Raw genomic sequence first — 22,945 nt, forward strand, 5'->3', positions numbered from 1 at the left:
AACATGAATACAGCGTTATTATTGGTCGACATTCAGAATGATTATTTCCCTGGAGGTAGGAATGAGTTAGTTAATACAGATCAAGTATTAGCTCATGCTCAGGAAGCTTTGCTTCAGTTCCGCGAAAGGAATTTACCGATTGTTCATGTGCAGTGTATTCTACTGGATAGAGATGCAACGTTTTTCTTACCAGATACCGATGGAATTCATATTCATGAAGGCATTAGTCCTCAATCTGATGAGAAAGTGATCATTAAGCATACACCAGGCAGCTTTTTTCAAACCCAGTTACAAGAACATCTTGAATCCATGAATGTAACGCGGTTAGTCGTTGGCGGCATGATGAGCCACATCTGTATTGATTCGACCGTGAGAGCTGCATGTCGCTTGGGGTATGAAGTCATCGTGCTCGGTGATGCTTGTACGACGAGAGATTTGGAATGGAACGATAAAGTGATTCCTGCTCATACGGTTCATGATGCTTTTATGGGATCTTTACATGGTACATTTGCTCAAGTCATCGATACAAGTAGCTTGAATGAAGTGATTTAATTTTTCATAGACAAGTATCCATCGTCTGACACATATTCAACGTGCGGATTGTGGGTGCTTTTTTGTATACTAGAGAGGTAGTTGAAGGATGATATACATAGCGAAGGGACTGAAATATGCGCAGATGTCAATGTTTTGAGCCAACAATATAACTTTTATGGAGGTAAAAATGTTGATTAAAGAGTTACACACAGAGCGATTGATTTTAAGAAAAATGAACGAGTCGGACGCACCCAATTTGTTTAAGATTTGGTCCGATCCTGCTGTTACGAAGTACATGGATATTGATTGTTTTATAGATGAGGATCAGGCTATAGAGATGATTAAGCTCATGGATGAGCTGTCACAGGATCATAAGGCAATACGTTACTCTATTATTGAAAAAGAATCGGATGTAATTATAGGTACGTGTGGCTACAATTACTTCGATTGGGATAATGGCCGTACGGAAGTCGGATATGATATTGCCAAGGATTATTGGGGAAAAGGATATGCAACTGAAGCAATCGGCTCTTTGGTAGATTATGCATTCACAACGCTTAAACTCAATCGTATTCAGGCTAAAGTCGTACCTGCTAACGTCGGTTCTGCAAAAGTGTTGGAAAAGCTGAATTTTACATTCGAAGGTACGTTAAGACAATACGAAAAGGTAAACGATACATTTAATGATCTTAATATGTATGCCAGATTGGCAACGGATTAAGTCAATGGTTAGCAAAGGACACTCAGACGATTAGTCTAGTGTCCTTTTTGTTGCATACACATAAGTTTGGCTGAGCTATTATTCTGAAAATAGACACTTGTTTTATCACCCTGTTGTTGGATAATGGAAAAAGATATCAACTAGAGAGAGTAGGAGACGTAGAGATGAGAAAATATGTAGGTGAAATGGGGTTGCTCTTTGTTGCAGTTGTTTGGGGCATTGGGTTTGTAGCGGCTGCAATCTCGCTGGAGACGATGACGGCGTATCAGACAATGGCGATTCGTTTCTTCATTGCGGCTTGTGTGCTGTCGGTTATTTTTGTGAAGCATATACGAGCTTTGAACCGATCAACTGTTCTGGCGGGCATTGTACTTGGTACTATTGTGTTCTTTGGGTTCGCACTTCAGACGGTGGGTCTACAGTATACGACGCCATCGAAGAATGCATTCTTGACGGCAGTGAATGTCGTGATTGTTCCGTTTATCGGATATATCTTATATCGCAGAGGGATTGATCGATTCGGACTTCTTGGTGCGGTACTGGCTATTCTTGGGGTCGGTGTCTTGTCGCTGGAGGCGGAGCTGAGCTTAAATTTCGGTGATGGATTGACGCTGCTGTGTGCGATTTGCTTTGCTTTTCATATTTTCTTTACCAGTGAGTTTGTGAAAAAGCATTCGCCTATCGGACTTACGATCGTCCAGATGATTACGGCATTTATACTTTCGTTTGTCGTTGTACTGTCTCGCGGCGAAGCGATGAATCTAAATTTCGAAAGCAAGGGATTACTTGCGGCTGTGTACTTAGGCGTGGTCAGCACGACAATTGCATTCTTGGTGCAGACAATTGCGCAGAAACATACGACGGAGACGAAGGCTGCGATTATTTTATCAACAGAAGCGGTGTTTGGTACGTTGTTCTCTGTCATGATCTTGCATGAGATGCTGACAGTGCGTATGGTGATTGGCTGCATATTGATACTCATTGGCATTCTGATTGCGGAGACGAAGCTTCAATTTCTTCATAAGAAAGCAGGACAAGCCTATTCTAGTCATAAATAATTGAATTTTATAAAAATATAATAGAGTACGCATCCCATTTTATGGTATCTTGGAATTATGATGGATGTCATTCACATGGGAGTTGCTGCAGGATGCTGGGGAATGCGACGAAGAAGGAACAGACGATATTTGATCATGTGGGTAATACGATTAGGACGGAAGATCGAGAGGTTCGCATTGTGACAAAGTATGAGGAGCCGCTCGTTGTCGTGTTAGGAAATGTACTTAGCGATGAGGAATGCGAAGCGTTAATTGAACAGTCCAAAGAGGGACTGAAGCGCTCGAAAATTGGGGAAGAGCGCACGATGAATCAGATACGAACGAGTAGCGGAGTTTTCTGTGAAGATAGTGAGACGGTTGCTAGAATTGAGAAGCGAATCTCTGAGATTATGAATATACCGATTGCACATGGCGATGGATTGCAAGTATTGCAATATACGCCAGGACAAGAATATAAGCCGCATTATGATTACTTTGCAGAGACGAGTCGAGCAAGCAGCAACAATCGAATCAGCACGCTCGTGATGTACCTGAATGATGTGGAGGAAGGCGGAGAAACGTCGTTCCCGAAGCTAAATCTTACTGTGTTTCCTATTAAAGGCATGGCGGTCTACTTTGAATATTTTTATGACAATCCAGAGTTAAATGAACTTACATTGCATGCGGGTACACCTGTTGTTAAGGGTGAGAAGTGGGTTGCGACGATGTGGATGCGGAGGCAGCAGTTTAGGGATTAAGTATAACATTGAGTATGAAACTTGAATTATTATTAACGTAAAATAGCACTGATAAATACAGAAACTGGAGTTATATTAATGACAGGAATAATCGAAATCTTATTAAAAATACTACCACTAATTACTGTTATAATCGTTATTATTAGAATTCATCTAACAATAACAAATAAGAATGAAATTGATTACTTATTAACTCCAAAGTCGACTGGTTTATGGGAAGATTTCTTAGATATTATTATTACCACATTAATTTTACTGTTTTTCATCCATGTACCAAGCGTAACTTTGAAGTATAGTGATCTTTTTTCCGACTTCATACTTAATTTATTATTGATTATTGATGGTATCGTAATACTAATTTCAGGCATTATTATGCTTTTCTACGTGGTTATTAATTATTTTAAAAAAATAAAGAAAACTAGATTTATTAATATTGTTAACTTTACAATTCTTACTGGTTTTTTAATTTTATCTTTTTGCATTACTAATATAAAGGCTAGTTATTTATTAAATCTCTATAAGGAGAAGCAGTATACATTATTACTGTTGATCTTTAGCTCTATATTTATTTTTTATATTATTTTAATTTATGGGCTTAGAGGTTTATATAGGTTGTTCAATAAACCAAAGTTATTATCATATAAACTTGAAAAAATACCTGCCAATAATATTGAGGAAGAACTTAAAGGTTTATATTTAGCTTATTTATTTGATAGTGAGCGTCATGTAATGGTATCGCAACCCTGTGATCGTAAATCGATTAAGTTACCTGCTTATGTATATTATCCTAAAGAAAACTCATTAGTTAAGTATAGTAGAGAAGCTGATCCTACGCAGAGACGCAGGAGATGAATTTGACTATGCCCATATAGGCACTCACCCATCTCCCACCATTTGAATACCCTAATGAAGAACTATTTCATCAAACGGGGGTGGGAATTGGCATGGGCTATTATATAGCAGTTGAGCAAGGAGTCCGGGTATTCGTAGAGGATGTTAATCCAACAGGCAGCCAAACGATATTGTTTATCCATGGCTGGCCGCTTAATCATAAGCAGTATGAGTATCAATTTAATGTTCTTCCTGCAAAAGGTTATCGTTGTATCGGTATGGACTGGCGGGGGTATGGGAATTCGGATAAACCTTATCATGGCTATACATTTTACCGGTTAGCGGATGATGTTCGTGCGGTTGTGGATGCATTAAATCTACAAAACTTCACACTCGCTGGACATTCTACAGGTGGAGCAATTTCGATTCGATATATGGCTCGCCATCAGGGGCACGGTGTAAAGAAGCTTGTTCTTATCGATGCGGCATCTCCGACTAGTGTTGCACCAGAAGTCGCGAATATGTTCATTAGCGGAGCGCTCAATGATCGTCCGAAGATGCTGCAAGGCGTAACGGATCTGTTCTTCTTTCAGCATATTACAGGTCCATTCGCGGACTGGTTCCTACAGCTAGGCTTACAAGCGGCAAGTTGGGCTACAATCGCGATTATGCAAACGTTGCGCGATGAGAATGTGGAGAAGGATCTTGCACATATCCACGTCCCTACACTCATTGTTCATGGAATTCATGATCATGTTGTTCCATTTGAGAAAGGGCAAGAAACACATAAGTTAATTCGTAATTCGCAGTTCGTCCCGTTCCAATATAGTGGGCATGGTGCTTTCTGGGAAGAGCGGGATAAGTTTAACCAGTTGCTTATGCAATTTACGAACGGGTAGCTTTCATATGATGCAACGAGACACCTTAATGGTGTCTTTTTTCACAATATGGAGTTATTTTACCATCTATCGTACACTCTATATCAATAAAGGGTGGGGTGAACGATGAACGATAGTTCCAAGTATGAGAAGCATTATAGCGAGGATGGATTCTGGAACAAGCTGAAGAAGAATGCGATAGCAGCGGGGCAGAAGGTCGTATACAGCGGATTGATCCTCTATTATGCATTAGATAATCCCAAGATCTCGCGGAGGGATAAGGCGCTTATTTATGGTGGGCTTGGTTATTTGATCTTTCCGATTGATGCGATCCCAGATTTTGTTCCAATTGCAGGTTATGCCGATGATTTAGGGGTACTGTTATTTGCTGCTGCGCGGGTTGCATTAAATATTGATGCGAATGTAAGACAGCAGGCAAAAAATAAATTAGTCGATTTCTTTGGTGAGGGTGCCATCTCGCAGCACGACATAGATGAAGTTAATAGTCAGCTAGATGGTGATGATGATAACGGGCATACGCCAGATTAGTAACTCTATTCCACAATAATTACATGTAAGAGTACCACCAATTGCGTCTTCGTGATGCGTATTGTGTTACTTTTTTGTTGTTTCATAATACGGTTCAACAAGCATATCGGTTGGCTTGCCATAATGTATAAAATTCGTATGAATAAAGTAAAAATAGTGAATTGTATTTGGAAAATGTGGGTGTGAAAATAGGGAACAAGGAGGTATGTATGCGCTTTCAAGTATAAGTGCGTAAATGCTATAACGCAATTATTCTCCAAGAAAGGTGTTGAAACATGATGTTGAACAAGCGAGCTTCAATGTTGATCGGCATGATTGTAACACTGCTCTTAAGTCTGCTGACGTTTGTCGTGGGATCACCTGAAATTGCACGAGCGGCGGGAAGTAATTATTATGTAGATGCCGCAAGCGGTAATGATACGAATAGCGGAACTAGCGCATCTGATGCTTGGAAATCTTTAAATAAGTTAAACAGCACGACATTTGCACCCGGGGATCAAATATTACTGAAAGCCGGCAGTGTATGGAATGGACAACTATGGCCGAAAGGGTCAGGTACGAGCGGGAATCCGATTGTCATCGATCAATACGGTACAGGTAACAAGCCGATCATTAACGGTAATGGTACGCAGTATCCAGCGAATACTTCAGGTGCGGTCATGTTGTATAACCAAGAATACTGGGAGATTAACAATATGGAGGTGACCAATTACAGTACGACGATAACTTCTTCCCGATCCGGTATCCTTGTCTATAACAACGAAGAAGGTTTGAAGAACCATATTGTGATCCGAAATACGTATGTGCATGATGTAAACTCGGACCCGAATGGGAATAAGAACAGCGGTGGAATTATTTTCTTCGGGACTCATATTAACAAGGATGGGGTAGCGACAATTGGTCGTAAAGCGGGATTTAATGATGTGCTTGTTGAGAACAATCATGTGAAGAATGTAACGAAGGAAGGCATTCGTAATAAGTCGGACAGTGGGAACAGTGTATATCCGAGAATCAATACGAATATTGTGTTCCGGAGCAATGTGATCGAAGATATATTCGGTGATGGGATGGTGCTTGCTGAGGTGTTGTCTGGAGCCAAGGCCGAATATAACATTGTTAAGAATCATAGTATGACGACTTCTGCTAACTATGCGGGTTTATGGACGCATTATACGACAGGGGCGCTCGTTCAATACAATGAAGTATATGGTGGTATGAATGGCTATAACGATGGCGAGGCGTTTGACTCGGATAACAACACGAACGGAGATATTTTTCAATATAATTACAGTCATAACAACAAAGGCGGCTTTATGCTTATTATGCCTTCCACTCAGAATTTGAAAGTTCGTTACAATGTGAGTGAGAACGATGGCGGTGGGCTGAACAATCACTTGTTCCATTACACGAACAATAATACGAATAATTACGTGTATAACAATACGTTCTATATTGGAGCGGGCGTGCAGAATTATATATTCGCTCCAACGAGTATGACGACGATCCAGCCGAAATTTTATAATAATATCATTAAAGCCGATGGCACAGTAACCAAGTTCTCTAATAATGTGACATGGGGAGCTCAGACGGAATTCAAGAATAACTTGTTCTATCCAGCAACGATTGATGATGTGAATGGGCCACCAGCTCATCCGGGTCTGATAACGGTTGATCCGCAGCTCGTAAATCCAGGAGCAGGTGTATCGAATATTGATATGAATGATCCGAACCGTCTGCCTGAATATAAGCTGCAAGATACATCTCCAGCGATTAATGCAGGTCTCACCATTACGGGAAATGGTGGGCAGGATTTCTACGGCAATAGTGTAAGCAATACACCAGATATCGGTGCTTATGAATCATCTGTACTTGTAAGCGGAGTAACTTTCAATCCGACAGAAGATGCATATGTTCGTAATGGTACCTATGCGGGGACTAACTATGGTACAGATACAGGATTATGGGTCAAGTCGGATGCCACCAGTTATGCGAGAAAAGCTTATCTGAAATTCGATTATACAGGATATAGCGGAAGCAGTACGTCGCTTGCGAAGTTGCGGCTACATGTGAACTCCGCCAATACATCTCCTTCCAGAACGATTAAGGTGTATGGTACGACGAACAGTTGGACGGAATCTGGACTGAATTGGAATAACGCTCCTGCTGGCGCGACATATATTGGCAGTTTCACTGTAAGCAATACGGCAGGTATATGGTATGAGGTTGATGTAACTAGCTATGTGAATAGCAATATGGCATCTGGCAAAAAGATATCGCTTATGCTAGTTAATGAAGATGCAGCAAGCTCGACTAACGATGTGCAGTTCAGCTCTAGAGAATCGGCAGCCACAATGCCTGAGCTTGTCATTCAATAACGGATCGAAGGAAGTCAGGGGATTCGCGAAGGATCCCCTATTAATCAAGCGGTGATGAACATGGAGATTGTAGGTGCATGAATCATGAAATCAAATCGGCTTTGTTTCACATGGATACTACTCTTAATCGTGACAAGCATCCTGCTCACAGGCTGCCGCAAGGAATCGAGTTATGAAGCTGATACCACGGTCATGAGGATTAATGGTGAAGATGTTGCGCTAGGTGAACTGGAACTTCAACTGCAAGATTCAGCAGCGGATGTTATGCGATATTTTCATGAAAAATATAGCGCACAAGACAGCAAACATTTCTGGACGGATTCTTATCAAAACGAGATTCCAATTGAGGTAGCGAAGCGCAAAGCGGTAGAGAAGCTGACCAGGATCAAAGTCGAGCAAATGGTAGCCAAGGAAAAGGGGATAATAAGTGACACTAGCTTTAGCAGTTTTCAGGCAAAGTTAAAATCGGAGAATCAGCGAAGAACAGAAGCCCTATCAAAGGGGCAAGTCGTATACGGCCCGAAGGAATTTCGTGCTATTGAATATCTAAGTTATGATCGAAGCAAGATGATGGAGCAGCTATTTGCTTGGTATAGGCGTAATGAATCACAGCCCAATAGGGAAGCCCTTCAAGGGTTATATAACAAGATGCAACAGCAAGAGAATCACATTCTAGAGAAACCGGGTCAAATTCATGTCCAGATGTATCGGATTGATTGGGAGGCTAAACCTGGTGCGATGACGCAGGATCAAGTCGTTCAATTCGCTAACACGATACGCTCTGAACTTACTTCTGGTCGTAGTAGCGAGACGATCCTGCAAAATAATAAGGGGCTCGTTACGATGAGTGATCGCTACATACCGAATGTGAAGCCATCGAATGATCTCGAACGACAAGACCCTCTTTTACAGCAAGCTAGTATGCTTCGGGTCGGGGAACTTAGCGATGTCATTACCGATGACCAAGGTGTGATGTTGATTAGGTGTCTTAATAAAACGGACGGTGGGGTTGTGAGTTTTGATGAGGCACGGGAAGTGCTGCATTCGATGTATATGGAAGAGAGCCTCAACTCAATGATCGAAGACAAGGTACTCCATGCCAGCTTAGAAGTGATGGAAGATGTGTATAGCAGTGTGAAGATGCGGTAGAATATTAATTGATCTTATAACAATAGGGCAATAAGGGACTCGATGAAACGGGTCTTTTTGTTGTTTTTGAATAGGAAAAAAGAGTCCTGCTCAAGCATACAGTCACTTCGCTGAAACTTGCAGCTACTATGTATAAAAGGATGTGAGAGTAAGAGAATGAGGAGAGCGAAGTTCTCTACCGGTATATTGCGAAGAGCGCCTAGAACAAAGTTTGCTTTAATTGATGTAGTGAATTTGAATCGGGCATGTGCGCGATCGGTAACGGTTCAAGTGTTCGATTGGTCCAGTGGATCACCAGTTCCATTACTGGTAAGCCCCTGTGGTACGAAGAAGTGTACGGTTCGTGTGGAACCGAATCAATCGGTGTTTCTGTTTTCCGATGTATCGAAAGTTGTATTCAAGTATGAGGTTCGAATTACCCAGGTGGATGATCCGAGATTGATCACGAATGTCACTGGTGTTACGAAGGTTGCTTTCACACCCCAAACAGGGGATACGGTACTGCAAAGTAACTTAATTCGAATTCGTTAGTAAAAATAATAAATATGGTCATGAAATGCCAGTATGCTAATTAAAAAAAGTTGCTGGCAAATTTTCTCTTGCAATATACAGTCGGACTATATATAATACAACTATACAGTACAACTTAATAAAGTTCGGCTGAATAAAGTGGAACTGAATAATGAAATTCAAGGAGGAGTATTGTGATTCGAGATAAGAATTTACCGCTTACTGAGACGGTTTACTATATTTTGCTAGCGCTAACTGAGCCGGCGCATGGTTATGTAATTTTACAAAAAGTAGAGGAATTAAGCGAAGGACAAGTTCGGATGGCAGCAGGTACGCTATATGGTGCGATTGAGAATTTATTGAAGCTGAAGTTTATTCAACCTGTTGCAAGCGAAGATAGCCGTCGCAAGGTGTATGTGATTACAGATTTAGGTTTAGATATTCTACATCAGGACTTGGCACGAATGCAGCAGATGGTTGCCGTGACAAGAAGCATTTTACAATAAAACTAAGGGTAGGGATTAGGATGAGAGCATACAAATTTTTCGTTAATTTTGATAAAGAAGAGCGTTGGTTAAATGAGATGGCTAGCAAGGGTTACATATTAAGCAGCAAGAATGTTGGATATAAATTTGGTAAAGGTAGCCCGGAGAAAGCGAATTACCGAATGGACTATCGCATTTTTAATAAGAGGGAAGACTTCGAAGATTATCGTGCCTTATATGAAGATAGCGGCTGGAGACACATTGCGGGGACGAAGAGTTCTGGAGCGCAATATTTCAAACAGATGGATGAGTTTACAACAGATGATATTTTCTCAGATTCGTCTTCTAAGGCAGGTCGCTATGATCGAATCGCTAGAATGTGGTCTACGATATTTATCTTATTCCTCGCGATCATGATATCATCACTCGCCAACCAATCACTCGAGATGGCTACACTTGTGAATCCGAAGTTATGGTATCAAACGCCGGGATTGTGGGAGAAGAGCGGTATGGAATTCTTCCGTGCATTGGCATTTGAAACACCATTCGCACTAACTAGAGGTTTAGGTTACTTAACATTACCAGCTTGCATGATTATTTATCTGATTTTTACGATTAAGGCGAAATCGGCCTATAAACACACGAATGGAGGAGCTATGTAATAGATGAACTACGATTGCTTAATTGTAGATGATGAAACGCTTCTAGCTGAGACGACATGTGAGTATTTCAATATGTTTGAGGTTCGATCTGCCTATGTGACTAGTAGCGAGGAATGCTTGCAATTCTTAGAGAAGAATGAGACTTCACTTATCTTGCTCGATATTAATTTGGGTCAGGATTCAGGATTCGAACTATGTAAGAAGCTTCGTCAGACAACGGAGATTCCAATTCTGTTCATTAGTGCACGTTCTAGCGACGACGATATTCTTATTGCACTCAATATTGGCGGCGATGATTATATTCAGAAGCCTTATACACTCAGTGTGCTGCTTGCCAAGGTTAAGGCTGTCTTGAAACGATATGGTAGTCGAGTGTCTGTGGAAGAGGAAGATTCACTTTCTTTCGGTGAGGTGGAGATCGATGAACAATTGTGCCGGATTCGTGTAAAGGGTATAGATGTGAAGTTGAAATCCTTGGAGTATAAGCTGCTCTGCTATTTAGCGAATAACCGTAATCGAGTGGTTACGAAGAATGAATTGTTCCTGCAGGTGTGGGAAGATACCTTTACGAGTGATGGAACGTTGAACGTACATATTAGGCATTTGCGCGAGAAGATCGAAGATAATCCGAATGATCCGAGGTACATCAAGACGGTATGGGGCAAGGGATATATGCTTGAGGACAGGCTGTCATGAGAATAAGGTGGCTTATCGTACTCATCATGATGATGCTCCTTGGTGGAGGTTTCCTATCCTATCTTACTCTAGATACGAAGGTAAATACGGAACTGGATATGGTAATGGTCAATGATATTGTGAAGACGTTCGAAGACCGAAGCGGACAGGTTGTTCAAGACGATTTTCATAGGATTAAGCAAGATTTTGCATTGATTGATGCTAAAGGCGAACTTCTATTTGAAACATCACAGGGACTGTTTACTTCCCTACATAATGCCATTAAAGAGCATAGCGTTATGGTTGATCTGAACGTACAAGGGAATTATGCGGGTAAGCTGATACTCCCAAGTTCAACTGAGCAACTAGTTCATCAGATGAAAGATAAGCTTATGATGGTGATTGTTGAAACGTTTAGCAGTTTGATTGTGTTATGTGCGGGGTACGCAATTTATCTCAATCAAGCGGTATTTAAGCCTTTTAAACAAATGGAGCGCTTTGCGAAGTATGTGGCTAGAGGTGATCTAAACATTCCACTTGAAATGAGAAAGAATAATCCGTTCGGCGCATTTACCGAAAGCTTTGATATGATGCGAGAGCAGCTTGCAGCTGCACGTCAGAGTGAGTACGAAGCCAATCGCAGTAAGAAAGAGCTTGTTGCTACTTTAAGCCATGACATCAAGACACCGGTTGCTTCAATTAAAGCAGTGACGGAACTCATGCTTGTACGAGCAAGTGAGGATAAAGTCATTCATCAGTTAAACATGATTAATATCAAAGCTGATCAGATACATCTTCTCGTGACGGATATGTTTCATGCTACTCTCGAAGAATTAGAGGAGCTGAAGGTGATGGTAACGGAGGAAATGAGCGATGTACTCAGCGGGATGATCGAAAGTGTTAATTACGATGGAAAAATTAGCTGTGATCGTATACCATCGTGCATCATCCTTGCGGATGTTAATCGTCTTCAGCAAGTAATAGATAATGTAATTAGTAATGCTTACAAATATGCGGGAACCTCGATTCAGATTGCATCCCAGATTCGTGATAACTACTTAGAGATTCATGTGATGGACTATGGAAAAGGAGCCGCTGCTGAGGAAATACCGTTATTGTTTAATAAATTTTATCGTGGCGGCAATATAGAGGGATTTATCGGATCGGGGCTTGGCCTCTATATCTCGAAATATTTTATGCAGAAGATGCAAGGACATATTGAGTGCTTAAATCGACCTGATGGGTTCACGGTAGTATTACGATTGAAATTAGCTTAATGAATAGAATTAAGAAATGGTTAAGGATTGGGCAAAGATTAAATAAGAATTGATCTTGTATGATAGGACTGTAATCAATTTACAGTCTTTTTTTGTTATTCAGAAATGTGATACTTTTATCCAATAAGAGGTGGTTATTCATATGGTCAATGTTTTATTGCAAACGGAGAAATTGTGTAAGACCTTTTCAAGTGGCGGTAATCAACAGCATGTCTTGAAAAATCTAGATATTGAGCTGATGGACGGCGATTTTACGGTTATTATGGGCAGTTCGGGCTCAGGGAAATCAACGCTTCTCTATGCGTTATCAGGTATGGATAAACCAACGCTTGGCTCAATTTATTATGAAAAAGAAGATATTGCAAAGCTAAGCACCGATCAGCTCGCTATATTTCGAAGAAAACACTGCGGCTTCATCTTTCAGCAAATCTATTTGTTAGACAATATGAGTGTTATGGACAATATTCTATCAAGCGGGCTATTAGTAGGTAAGAATAAGAGCACGATTGTTGCTAAGGCAAAACAGTTACTTCTCCAAGTTGGATTAAATGAAACCGCATGGAGTAAGTTTCCTTCGCAGTTATCTGGTGGTGAAGCACAGCGTGCTGGCATTGTACGCGCACTTATTAACGACCCGAAGATCGTGTTCGCTGATGAACCGACAGGTGCACTGAATTCAGCTTCAAGCGATAGTGTGCTGGAGATTATGACGCAAGTTAATCAGAATGGACAGAGCATTGTAATGGTTACGCATGACATGAAGACAGCTCTGCGAGGTAGTCGAATCCTATATTTGCGTGATGGTGTGATTTATGGAGATCTTCATTTAGGCCATTTTAGCAAAGAGCATAGCCATGAGCGTCATGAGAAGCTAACGACCTTCCTTACTGAAATGGGGTGGTAAGATGAACATCTTAAGTCTTGCTCTCGCCAATATTCGAAAAGGAAAAAGTGCAGCGATCTCGTTGTTCATCCTTACTACGATCGCAGCCTTACTGCTAAATATCGGGCTTATGGTCCTGATTCAGATGAACACTTTCTATGATGACAAGTTGAAGCAATTACATGACCCCCATGCGATTATTGTGATGAAACGATCCGATTACAAGCAGGATTACAGCGATTTCTTTAAAAAGAGTGCGGAAGTGAAGCAATCTGAGGTGAGTGAAGGTCTCTTATTGCCCTCTACTAAATTTCACTATGGTGAAAGTGATCTGGATATCATGACTCTGATTCAGGGAATGAACCAGATCAAGGAAATCTCACCGGTCCATTTCACCGAAAAGCTAAATGATCCTCAAGCGAACGATATTTACTTGCCGCTGAGCTTTAAATCGAGCGGGGGGTACAAGCTAGGTGATTCGATCACCATCACGTATCAAGAAAAGAAGTTTACATACCGTATTGCAGGTTTCTTCGAAATCACGATGATGAATACGAATAATAATGGAATCATGAAACTTGTTCTACCAACAGCGGGTTATGAGGAATTGGTTCGTCAGTTAGGAGAAGCAGAGCAAGGGATTGTTATGTCTGCTGTACTTACGGATTCGAAGCATGCGACAGATTTACTTAGTCAATTTGAAGAAGAGTTCCCGACACTTAGTCCAGACAATGCCCTATCGACTTATTATGAAGGTAATTTTGAAGCCATGAAAACCTCGCTTGGGTTTACGATCAACATTGTTGCAATGATTCTCGTTGCATTTGCAGCGGTCGTGCTGATCGTCTCGCTGATCGTAATCAAATTCCGCGTGTCAGACAGTATCGAAGATACGATCGTGAATATCGGTGTTCTCAAAGCAATCGGATATACAAGCTGGCAGATTATTAGCTCCATTAACTTTCAGTTTATCCTCATTACGATGAGTGCAGGCATCATAGGAACAGCGATTTCGTACTTACTGCTACCGGGATTCGGAAGCATTATTACGACGATGTCAGGTTTGAACTGGAACAGCAAGTTCAATTTAGTCGCGAATATGATCAGCATCCTGCTCATTGTTATCTTAGTGCCGCTTATTACAATGATGTCTTCCTTGCGGATCAAGAAGTTAAATCCTGTAACAGCATTAAGAGGCGGGCTAACCACGCATAATTTCAAGAAAAATTACGTACCGCTTGAGACATCTAGGGGTGGACTGCAGTTCATGTTGGGATGTAAGACCATGCTCATGAATGTTCGGCAAAATATGATGATCATTGCGATTATGGCAGCTATCACCTTTGCATCGGTATTCGCCATTGTTCTTTACTATAATGTGGGTGTTGATAATAAAGCATTCGTTCATCTTGTTGGTGCGGAAACGTCTTCCGTTTCCATCACGATGAAAACAGAAGCAGACAATCAACAGTTGTTAACACATCTTAAACAATTGCCTCATGTTGAGAAGGTGTCTATGCTCGATATGATTGGAACTAATATTGAAGGCAAGAAGGTTTATTCGAATGTTTCCGATGATTACAGTAAGCTCGACAATCAACAGGTGTACGAAGGCAGGTATCCGAAGCATGATAATGAAATCACAATCTCTTGGGTTGTGTCGAATCAGCTTGGGAAGAAGATTGGTGACCAAGTAGAAGTGAAGGCTGGAGACCAGGTTTACTCCTACTTAGTGACTGGATATAGTCAATCGATGAGCAACATGGGCGAGGTTGTTTATTTTACATTACAAGGGATCAAGCACGTCATTCCTGAGTATAAGAAACTATCAACGAAAGTATATTTGAAGGGAATGGACAACCAGAGCTTTATCCGTGATATGAAAGCGCAATTCGGCAACAAGATTCAGGAGATCATGGATGTTGGTGAGGTCATCAAGAGTCAAAGCGGGATATACATCTCAGCAGTTTTTGCTGTTATGCTTATGATTATTGCGATTACGGTACTCGTTGTTGTGCTTCTTCTATATCTGGTGATCAAGACGATGATTATCAGACGTAAGAAGGAGCTTGGTATCCTGAAAGCAATTGGTTACACGACTATACAGCTTATGAATCAAATTGCATTAAGCTTCGTTCCGATTGTGATTATTGGAGTCGTGATCGGCAGCATATTTGGATACTTCTTCACGAATTCGATGCTCACTTTATTGCTCTCGGGAATGGGGACTCACAGTGTAAACTTTGTTCTCAAATTACCGCATATCATCATGCTCGGTGTTGCTATCGTTATGATGGCATATGTCGTATCGATGCTGGTTGCGCGTAGAATTAAGCGGATTTCCGCATATGGACTTATAACCGAATAGAAAGTAGTTATAGAAGAAGAGCATCCTGTATTTCTACGGAATGCTCTTTCTTTTATTTTATAAGCGAAATTAATTGAAACACCCAGGGAACATACCTGTTGAAATCGCGATTCGGTTCCAGCTGTTAATGGTGTTAATCGCCATGATGAGTGTCACGTACTCTTCTTCTGTAAAATGTTCTCTTACTCGCTCAAACAACTCTTGCGGAACGCCGTTACTTGCAATTAGCGTGATCGCTTCGGTTAGTTCAAGGACGACTCTTTCTTTTTCCGTGTAAAATGGAGCTTCTCTCCAGACGCTGATTAGGTTGATCCGCTGCTCGGATTCACCCATCTTGCGTAGGTCGGTTATATGCATATCCAAGCAGAATGCACAGCCGTTAATTTGCGAAGCACGAATTTTGATTAATTCATTTAAGATCGGATCGATTCCTGAGGCTTTGAGAAAGCCTTCTAATTTAAGCATCGTACGATACACTTCTGGATTTGCTTGTTGGTGATTGATTCTAACTTTCATTGGGTTTCCCTCCACATGGTTCATATTTGTTGCTTCGTTATCTATGACAAGATAGAGGTGATTTTTGTGACATCGATTTCGATCTTTTTTTCCTTTACATGATTTTTAAAAAGAAACGGCTTGTACAACTTTTTTCTTAGTTGTAATATATTGGAATAACAAAGGTCAACTCTAACAATCTGGAGGTAACGAAACGATGAAGAACTGGATCAATAAACAAGCAATGAATCGATTATTACTGGCTTTCGTTGCGACAACAGTTTGTTCACTTACGGCTCTTGGTCTTCCTACCTTAGCCCAAGCAGCAGACAGCACACTCAAGATGAGTTTTATGGCGATCTCGGATGCACATGCACCCAATGATGCAAGAATTAAGTCGGCGCTCAATGATGCTGTGCTTAACAATGTGAATGCTGTATTCCTAGTTGGTGATCTAACGGATTTTGCAGACAACGCAAGTTACCAATCCCTCATGAATTCGATGAATGCCGTAACGCATCCACCCGCTTATTATGGGATGGGCAATCATGATGTTAGATGGACCAATGAAAGTTATGCGACTGTGAGAAGTAGGTTCCTGACTTACACAGGGATGCAGAATCATTATTATGATACTTGGATTAACGGCTATCATTTTATTATGTTAGGTACGGATACGATTCAGAAAGATCAAGCAGATTATTCTGCAGCTGAGTTACTTTGGCTAAAGACGAAGCTTGCTGAGAATGCAGATCCGAATAAACCCATATTCATATTCAGTCACGAACCATTGTCCAATACGGTGCCTGACTCCTTCCTTGCACGCTACCAACCGGGCTATAAGAAGGTGAATCCGAACGATGAAGATCCAGATGGCATTATTCAAGATGTGGAACTGAAAAATATTTTATCTGGCTATCCGCAGTCGGTTTTTGTTACTGGACATACGCATTATTCGGTCACAACGCCGGGCAATTATTTGAAGACAGCTTTTGGTCATATGATCAATGACAGTAGTCTGAAAGACGATGGCTATCATCCGAATGCTGAAGGGTTAATTTTTAATGTATATGATGATCGGGTTGAAATTAATGGTAGGGACTTTAAGAATAAATCAACGATAGCGAGTTGGACGATTGGGGGAAATGTAGATACGCAGATCATCCCTCAGTCTCAAATGTCAGCGACGGCTACCAGCCAAGAGTCAGGTGATGAAGCGGCTAATGTGCTGGATGGGAATACAGCTACAATCTGGCATACCAAATGGAATCTATCGAACCCACTTCCTCAATCGATTACACTAAACTTAGGCGGCAACTACAATGTGAATCAGTTAAAAATGAAGCCAAGACAAGATGGCGGCACCAATGGCATTATTACGGGTTACAAAGTCTATACAAGTACAAATGGAACAACATTCAGCCAAGTAGCAACGGGCACATGGACAAATGATGCCTCAGAGAAGTCAGTCACGTTCCCTACAACAGCAGCCACTCACATTCGCTTAGAAGCAATGGGATAATGGGAGTGGTCAATATGCGACATTCACAGGACCAACACTCGTAAGTGGCACAACGTATAATGTGAAGGTGCAATATACAGGTTCGAACGTGACGGTATGGGTAGACGGAACTCAGATTTATAGCGGAGTCATTAACAACATTCCAACGTCAGCAGGTAAGATCGGATTCCGCAGTTGGAATGCGGGGAATATGTTATTTGACGACGTCACATACTCAGATAATTAGGCTATAGATAATATGCAAAAAGGGTACTCACCGCTCATTCAGGAGCAGGAGTACCCTTATTTATATCGAGGAACCGATATGTGTCAGTTTTTCTGGGTTCACAATAAGATAAACACTTTGAATCTGATTTCCCTCGCTATTAGGCTGGAAGCAGATTACCTTAGGCGGCAGGTCTTTACGTGTGATAAGTACACCAACTTGACCGCTGACTGTGACGATCTGTACCTCACCATCGAGACTCCCCTTACTGCCAATTCCTTCGAAGAATGCTGCTACTCGATCTTTGCCCTTAATAGGGAAAATCGCTGCGCGAATTTTACCACCGCCATCGCTAAGCAACACCGAGTCCTCGGTTAGCAGATTGATGAAAGGTTTGAACTCACCAGAGGTAACCGCCTTCGCGAAAGCATGAACGAAACGCTCGGCATCTTGCGGCGAAGCCTTCGGGATGAAATTCGGATCGAGTTTCGCCTTCGCACGACTGAATATTTTACGACAAGCGGCTTCCGATTTATTCAGAATCTCTGCTATTTCCTCATACTCATACCCCAATGACTCACGCAGTACGAAGACAGCCCGCTCGAGCGGAGTCAGCTTTTCCATAAGCACAAGCAGTGCATAACCGAAATTTTCTTGCTGAATCGCATATTCAGATGGTGCATCTGAATTAATAGATACGACAGGTTCTGGCAACCATGTCCCCGTATAGAGTTCTCTTTTATGACGAGCAGATTGAAGTTGGTTAATCGAATGGTTGGTGATCATTTTGACGAGATAAGCTTTCGGATAGGTAATCGTTGTGAGATCAACCTCGCGTAAGGTAATGAATATATCTTGCAGCGCATCTTCAGCTTCGGAATAAGATCCGAGAATGCGATAAGAGACAGCGAGGAGTAACGATTGATAAGTGCGATATAACGTTTCGAGATCCATGATGGGTGAGATCCCTCCAATGTTCAATATTACATTATTATAACAAAGTGGATCATAGGGTCGATACATATAGACAAATGTTTAACAATTAATTACAATAATATACAAATATAGCAATTCAAACTTTCTCTCATTTTTGAAAGCGATAACATGTTCCTTTTAGAAGGAAGACTCCTTCGCATGCAGCTTAATCTATGAATCTTGTAGCTTATTGTATAACTAGAATTATAGTTGTTCAATCCAGACCTGATACCAGTCTACTGGCTCATAGATGGGATCTGGATTGATGGCGATAGATTTCAAGGAGGTGTTTCGTTAAGTCGGTCTCGTATTTTGATAAAAAATGAGGAGGAAGTTCCATGAGAAGAAATCAGTTGTGGAAAGGCTTGACCATTGGTAAAAAATTATTACCTCATCTACTCATCTTGGTATTGTTCTTAGGATTACTACCGAATATCGCATCTGCTGCTGATCGTGGAGCATGGGCACCTAATGTTGCGTATGCGGTGAACGACACAGCGACATACGGCGGTAGTACATACAAGGTTATTCAACCGCATACCTCATTAACGGGATGGGAACCACCGAATGTTCCTGCACTTTGGCAAGTAACGCAAGGCAGTAGTGATACACAAGCACCAACGGCTCCTTCCAATCTCAGATCGACAGCAACGACTGCATCTAGTATTAACCTCGCATGGAATGCCTCCACAGATAATGTAGGAGTGACCGGATATACGCTCTATCAAGGTACAACGGTAGTGGCGAATGTATCAGGTAGCACACTTACTTACAATCATACAGGACTTACAAGTGACACCACCTATACATACACAGTTAAGGCTTCGGATGCAGCAGGAAATGTGTCAGCAGCAAGTAATCAGCTTAGCGTGAAGACGAGCACAACAGGAACTCCGGATACACAAGCACCTTCTGTACCAATAAATGTGACGGTTACAAGTGTGACTTCGAATAGTGTATCGCTTTCATGGACAGCTTCTACAGATAATGTAGGTGTAACGGGTTATGATGTGTACCAAGGTACAACTCTAGCTGTATCCGTTACGGGTACAACTGCGACAGTTGGTGGACTTGCAGCAAGTACAGCTTATACATTCAAAGTCCTCGCGAAGGACGCAGCAGGCAATAAATCAGCGCAAAGTACAGGGGTGACGGGTACAACATCGGGTACAGGCGGTGGCGGACAGCTTCCGAAACATACGCTAACCGGATACTGGCACAACTTTATTAATGGATCATCGAATATTAAGCTTAGCGATGTATCGAGTAACTACGATATTATCGCCCTATCTTTCGCAGACATGGACCCTGCAAAGCCTGGTGGAGTAACGTTTAATGTGGATGGACCGCTATCCACTGCGCTTGGCGGTTATACGAATGCGAATCTTATCGCGGATATTGCTGCAAAGCGTGCTGCAGGTAAGAAAGTCATAATGTCAATTGGTGGTGAGAAAGGGAACATCAATCTGAACACGGCTTCACCGAACGTGACGAACTTCGTAGACAGCATGTATGGCATCATGACGCAATTCGGACTCGACGGTATTGATATCGACCTAGAGAATGGTATGAATGTCGCGAACTTAACGAATGCTGTACGTCAATTGCAGCAAAAAGTCGGTTCCAGCTTCATCCTGACGATGGCTCCGCAAACGATTGATATGCAGAGTAACAGCACATCTTACATGCAGCTCTACAACAATTTGAAGGACATTACTTCCGTCATTAACGTTCAATATTACAATTCCGGTTGTATGCTTGGTCGTGATGGCAAGTGTTATTCCCAAGGTACGATTGATTTCCTAACGGCGTTAACCGATTTATCCCTGCAATGGGTAGCTCCTTCACAACTCGGAATCGGGGTTCCAGCTACTCCTGGAGCAGCTGGCGGTGGTTATGTGTCGGCTACTGTTCTGAACAATGCGCTGAATTGTTTAACGACAGGTACAGCATGCGGTACTTATAAGCCAGTAGCGCAGTATCCAGACTTCCGTGGTGCGATGACTTGGTCGATTAACTGGGATAAGGTCAATAACTATACGTTAGCCAATACCGTTAAACCATTCTTGAACACGCTTCCATAATTTCATTGTAAAATAGCACTTTTTAGAACGCCTCTCTATGAATTAGGGAGGCGCTTTTACATTCCAGTATTTTACAAGATTAACGTTCGATGATAGATTGAAGGGGTAAGTACTTAGCTCAAAATGATGGAGGTTCATATGAAAAGGATTTTATGCCTATTTATCGTTAGTACGCTGTTATTGATTGGTTGTTCAGGTGGGGGAGAAAACCCGCCTAAGGATTTGATTACTACAGTGTCGAATACGCCAACACCAACTACGAAACCTTCCATTTTACTGGGGCGATTCGAACCTCCACATTATAAAATAACAAGATTTGATGTGAACTATGATGGGGATAGTGTTCATTTATTGTTGAGCTATACGTTTGATACTGAACTCTATCAATATTTGAAACGTGAGAAAGCAGAGTATCACTTCCGTATACATTTTCCAGAAACAGTCGCTCAAATCTTGGGTACAGACCAGACCGAGATGATTGAGGGGCCGAAGGTGCAAGACAATGGTTTGCTCAGTTATGGGGTTAAATTTACATACAAGCCTGCATCACCACTAACTAAAGAAAAAGTGAAAGTGTTGAAAGAGGATATGGATTACCAGCTGCAGGTGTTTGATGCGGAAAAGCAAAATTTCCATGTGAATAACGGATTTCGTTACTTGTTCACGAATGTGAAATAACTCAATTATTTAATTATTATATAATTAATATAAATAACAGAAGATCTAGGAGATGACAGCATGACGACAGTACTGGCAATTAAGGAGTTAGAACGATATACGGAGAATGTATTGGTGTTCCCGTCTTTTGATATGGAAGTGGCAAGTCAGGAAGTGGTTGCGCTCTATTCCAGCATGAATGTGCGGCATACGCTGCTCTCAATGATGCTTGGGCGCTTGCCGATCTCCAGTGGCGAAATTCGAGTCAATGGTGTAGTTCTTGCAGGAAATCGTAAGACATTCGCATCGACAATCGGTTACTTGTTGTTAGATGAAGGTGAGTATGACAGGCTTACGGTTAAGGAGAACTTTAAATTTTATAAGGATCTATATGATTCGTCTTGGAAAATAGATGAAGTGCTTCGCCATATGAAGCTGGAGCAGAAAGTGAATGTCCGTTTAGCGAAGTTAACACCTTCTGAGCGTAGAAGAGTGCAATATGCTAGATTACTATTCCAGAATCCACTGCTATTCGTGCTTGAAGAACCGGATCAGAATGTTGATAATGAGACGAAGTTTGTTTTTCAAAAAATGATCCTTATGCTCTGCGAGCAGGGTAAGGGTGTATGGGTGCTGACTGGTAACATGGAAACGGCGATCAGTGTGACGAATCGGGTGTATCGTTTGGATGAAAAGGGACTCAAAGCGTTCGATGTCCATGAGGAAGAAGAGGTTCAGGTGCAGAATCAGAATCAAACGACACCTATGACTGAATCCTCATCAAATGTAACGAATTTGGGTGAGGAAGAAGATGACGGGGATTCAACCGATGGACAGCAAGTACTTCAACTTGTGCGATTTGAGAAAATCCCGACGAAGATGAATGAGAAGATCATCTTATTTAACCCACCAGAGATTGATTATGTTGAAAGTAATGAAGGGCAGACGTATTTGTATGTGAACGGTGAGTCGTACACGACTACATTTAAGATCAATGAGTTAGAGGAACGACTGCATTCATATGGATTTTTCCGGTGTCATCGCTCCTATATTGTAAACTTACAGAAGGTTAGAGAGGTCATTACTTTTACTCGCAATAGCTATAGTTTGATCCTAGAGGATCGTAACAAGTCATCTGTCCCGTTATCGAAGACAAAGATGGCTGAACTGAAGGAAATGATGGGGATGAAGTAATCTCCATTCGCCTCTTGATATGCTCCAAACACCCTCCCAAATACTCCTTTCACGGGTAATATAATGCGGGAAACCCTTGTCTGGTCTAGTATTAGGGCATGGAAACGAAACACGACGGAGG

At 41.5% G+C, this 22,945-nt stretch carries 23 protein-coding genes; 21 read left to right on the forward strand and 2 right to left on the reverse strand.

What is annotated here, in order from left to right:
- Positions 1-3: 3 nt before the first annotated feature.
- The 16 genes from NV379_RS12160 (at position 4) to NV379_RS12235 (ending at position 15,692) form a co-directional block, all read left to right on the forward strand.
- Complete coding sequence (locus tag NV379_RS12160) at positions 4-552, forward strand: cysteine hydrolase family protein (protein ID WP_258207584.1); 549 nt, start codon at positions 4-6, stop codon at positions 550-552.
- Between the two features lie 172 nt (positions 553-724).
- Positions 725-1,255, forward strand: a complete 531-nt coding sequence (locus NV379_RS12165; RefSeq protein WP_258207585.1) for a GNAT family N-acetyltransferase — start codon at positions 725-727, stop codon at positions 1,253-1,255.
- A gap of 164 nt (positions 1,256-1,419) precedes the next feature.
- On the forward strand, positions 1,420-2,313 hold the full coding sequence (locus NV379_RS12170; RefSeq protein WP_258207586.1) for a DMT family transporter: 894 nt from the start codon (positions 1,420-1,422) through the stop codon (positions 2,311-2,313).
- 92 nt (positions 2,314-2,405) lie between these two features.
- The gene (locus tag NV379_RS12175) at positions 2,406-3,050 is read left to right on the forward strand and encodes a 2OG-Fe(II) oxygenase (RefSeq protein WP_258207587.1); all 645 of its coding nucleotides are present in this window, start codon (positions 2,406-2,408) and stop codon (positions 3,048-3,050) included.
- Positions 3,051-3,128: 78 nt separating this feature from the next.
- Positions 3,129-3,902, forward strand: a complete 774-nt coding sequence (locus NV379_RS12180; RefSeq protein ID WP_258207588.1) for a hypothetical protein — start codon at positions 3,129-3,131, stop codon at positions 3,900-3,902.
- A gap of 92 nt (positions 3,903-3,994) precedes the next feature.
- A complete protein-coding gene (locus NV379_RS12185; RefSeq protein ID WP_258207589.1) occupies positions 3,995-4,780 on the forward strand; it encodes an alpha/beta fold hydrolase in 786 nt (261 codons plus the stop codon).
- A gap of 105 nt (positions 4,781-4,885) precedes the next feature.
- A complete protein-coding gene (locus NV379_RS12190) occupies positions 4,886-5,308 on the forward strand; it encodes a YkvA family protein (RefSeq protein ID WP_258207590.1) in 423 nt (140 codons plus the stop codon).
- A 278-nt stretch (positions 5,309-5,586) separates the two neighbouring features.
- The gene (locus NV379_RS12195; protein WP_258207591.1) at positions 5,587-7,683 is read left to right on the forward strand and encodes a CBM96 family carbohydrate-binding protein; all 2,097 of its coding nucleotides are present in this window, start codon (positions 5,587-5,589) and stop codon (positions 7,681-7,683) included.
- An 84-nt stretch (positions 7,684-7,767) separates the two neighbouring features.
- Positions 7,768-8,832, forward strand: a complete 1,065-nt coding sequence (locus tag NV379_RS12200; protein WP_258207592.1) for a peptidylprolyl isomerase — start codon at positions 7,768-7,770, stop codon at positions 8,830-8,832.
- Between the two features lie 228 nt (positions 8,833-9,060).
- Entirely contained in the window at positions 9,061-9,363 is a 303-nt protein-coding gene (locus NV379_RS12205; protein ID WP_258207593.1) for a hypothetical protein, read from the forward strand.
- Between the two features lie 173 nt (positions 9,364-9,536).
- Positions 9,537-9,848: a PadR family transcriptional regulator gene (locus NV379_RS12210; protein ID WP_258207594.1), complete on the forward strand. Its 312-nt coding sequence runs from the start codon at positions 9,537-9,539 to the stop codon at positions 9,846-9,848.
- A gap of 20 nt (positions 9,849-9,868) precedes the next feature.
- Complete coding sequence (locus tag NV379_RS12215) at positions 9,869-10,489, forward strand: DUF2812 domain-containing protein (RefSeq protein ID WP_258207595.1); 621 nt, start codon at positions 9,869-9,871, stop codon at positions 10,487-10,489.
- Positions 10,490-10,492: 3 nt separating this feature from the next.
- Positions 10,493-11,185 carry a response regulator transcription factor gene (locus tag NV379_RS12220; RefSeq protein WP_258207596.1) on the forward strand — a complete coding sequence of 231 codons (693 nt, stop codon included), beginning with the start codon at positions 10,493-10,495 and terminating at the stop codon, positions 11,183-11,185.
- Entirely contained in the window at positions 11,182-12,441 is a 1,260-nt protein-coding gene (locus NV379_RS12225) for a HAMP domain-containing sensor histidine kinase (RefSeq protein ID WP_258207597.1), read from the forward strand. Before NV379_RS12220 ends, NV379_RS12225 begins: the two co-directional genes overlap by 4 nt.
- Before the next feature lie 142 nt (positions 12,442-12,583).
- The gene (locus tag NV379_RS12230; protein WP_258207598.1) at positions 12,584-13,345 is read left to right on the forward strand and encodes an ABC transporter ATP-binding protein; all 762 of its coding nucleotides are present in this window, start codon (positions 12,584-12,586) and stop codon (positions 13,343-13,345) included.
- A gap of 1 nt (position 13,346) precedes the next feature.
- On the forward strand, positions 13,347-15,692 hold the full coding sequence (locus NV379_RS12235) for an ABC transporter permease (RefSeq protein ID WP_258207599.1): 2,346 nt from the start codon (positions 13,347-13,349) through the stop codon (positions 15,690-15,692).
- A gap of 69 nt (positions 15,693-15,761) precedes the next feature.
- On the opposite strand, the gene NV379_RS12240 is transcribed toward NV379_RS12235, so the two are convergent.
- Positions 15,762-16,208, reverse strand: coding sequence for a carboxymuconolactone decarboxylase family protein (locus NV379_RS12240; RefSeq protein WP_258207600.1), 447 nt, complete (start codon positions 16,206-16,208; stop codon positions 15,762-15,764).
- A 196-nt stretch (positions 16,209-16,404) separates the two neighbouring features.
- On the opposite strand from NV379_RS12240, the gene NV379_RS12245 reads away from it, so the two are divergent.
- The gene (locus NV379_RS12245; protein WP_258207601.1) at positions 16,405-17,709 is read left to right on the forward strand and encodes a discoidin domain-containing protein; all 1,305 of its coding nucleotides are present in this window, start codon (positions 16,405-16,407) and stop codon (positions 17,707-17,709) included.
- 61 nt (positions 17,710-17,770) lie between these two features.
- Positions 17,771-17,935, forward strand: a complete 165-nt coding sequence (locus tag NV379_RS12250) for a hypothetical protein (protein ID WP_258207602.1) — start codon at positions 17,771-17,773, stop codon at positions 17,933-17,935.
- A 60-nt stretch (positions 17,936-17,995) separates the two neighbouring features.
- Here NV379_RS12250 and sigJ read toward each other — a convergent pair whose 3' ends face one another.
- The gene (sigJ, locus tag NV379_RS12255; RefSeq protein ID WP_258207603.1) at positions 17,996-18,868 is read right to left on the reverse strand and encodes an RNA polymerase sigma factor SigJ; all 873 of its coding nucleotides are present in this window, start codon (positions 18,866-18,868) and stop codon (positions 17,996-17,998) included.
- Between the two features lie 359 nt (positions 18,869-19,227).
- Between sigJ and NV379_RS12260 the strand changes: the two genes are divergently transcribed.
- From NV379_RS12260 to NV379_RS12270, 3 genes are all read left to right on the forward strand, one after another.
- Positions 19,228-20,973, forward strand: coding sequence for a fibronectin type III domain-containing protein (locus NV379_RS12260; protein WP_258207604.1), 1,746 nt, complete (start codon positions 19,228-19,230; stop codon positions 20,971-20,973).
- 138 nt (positions 20,974-21,111) lie between these two features.
- On the forward strand, positions 21,112-21,651 hold the full coding sequence (locus tag NV379_RS12265; RefSeq protein ID WP_258207605.1) for a hypothetical protein: 540 nt from the start codon (positions 21,112-21,114) through the stop codon (positions 21,649-21,651).
- Between the two features lie 60 nt (positions 21,652-21,711).
- Positions 21,712-22,824, forward strand: coding sequence for a LytTR family transcriptional regulator DNA-binding domain-containing protein (locus NV379_RS12270; protein WP_258207606.1), 1,113 nt, complete (start codon positions 21,712-21,714; stop codon positions 22,822-22,824).
- The last annotated feature ends 121 nt before the right edge of the window (positions 22,825-22,945 follow it).

Source organism: Paenibacillus radicibacter, from assembly GCF_024721995.1.
Taxonomy (GTDB): domain Bacteria; phylum Bacillota; class Bacilli; order Paenibacillales; family NBRC-103111; genus Paenibacillus_AM; species Paenibacillus_AM radicibacter.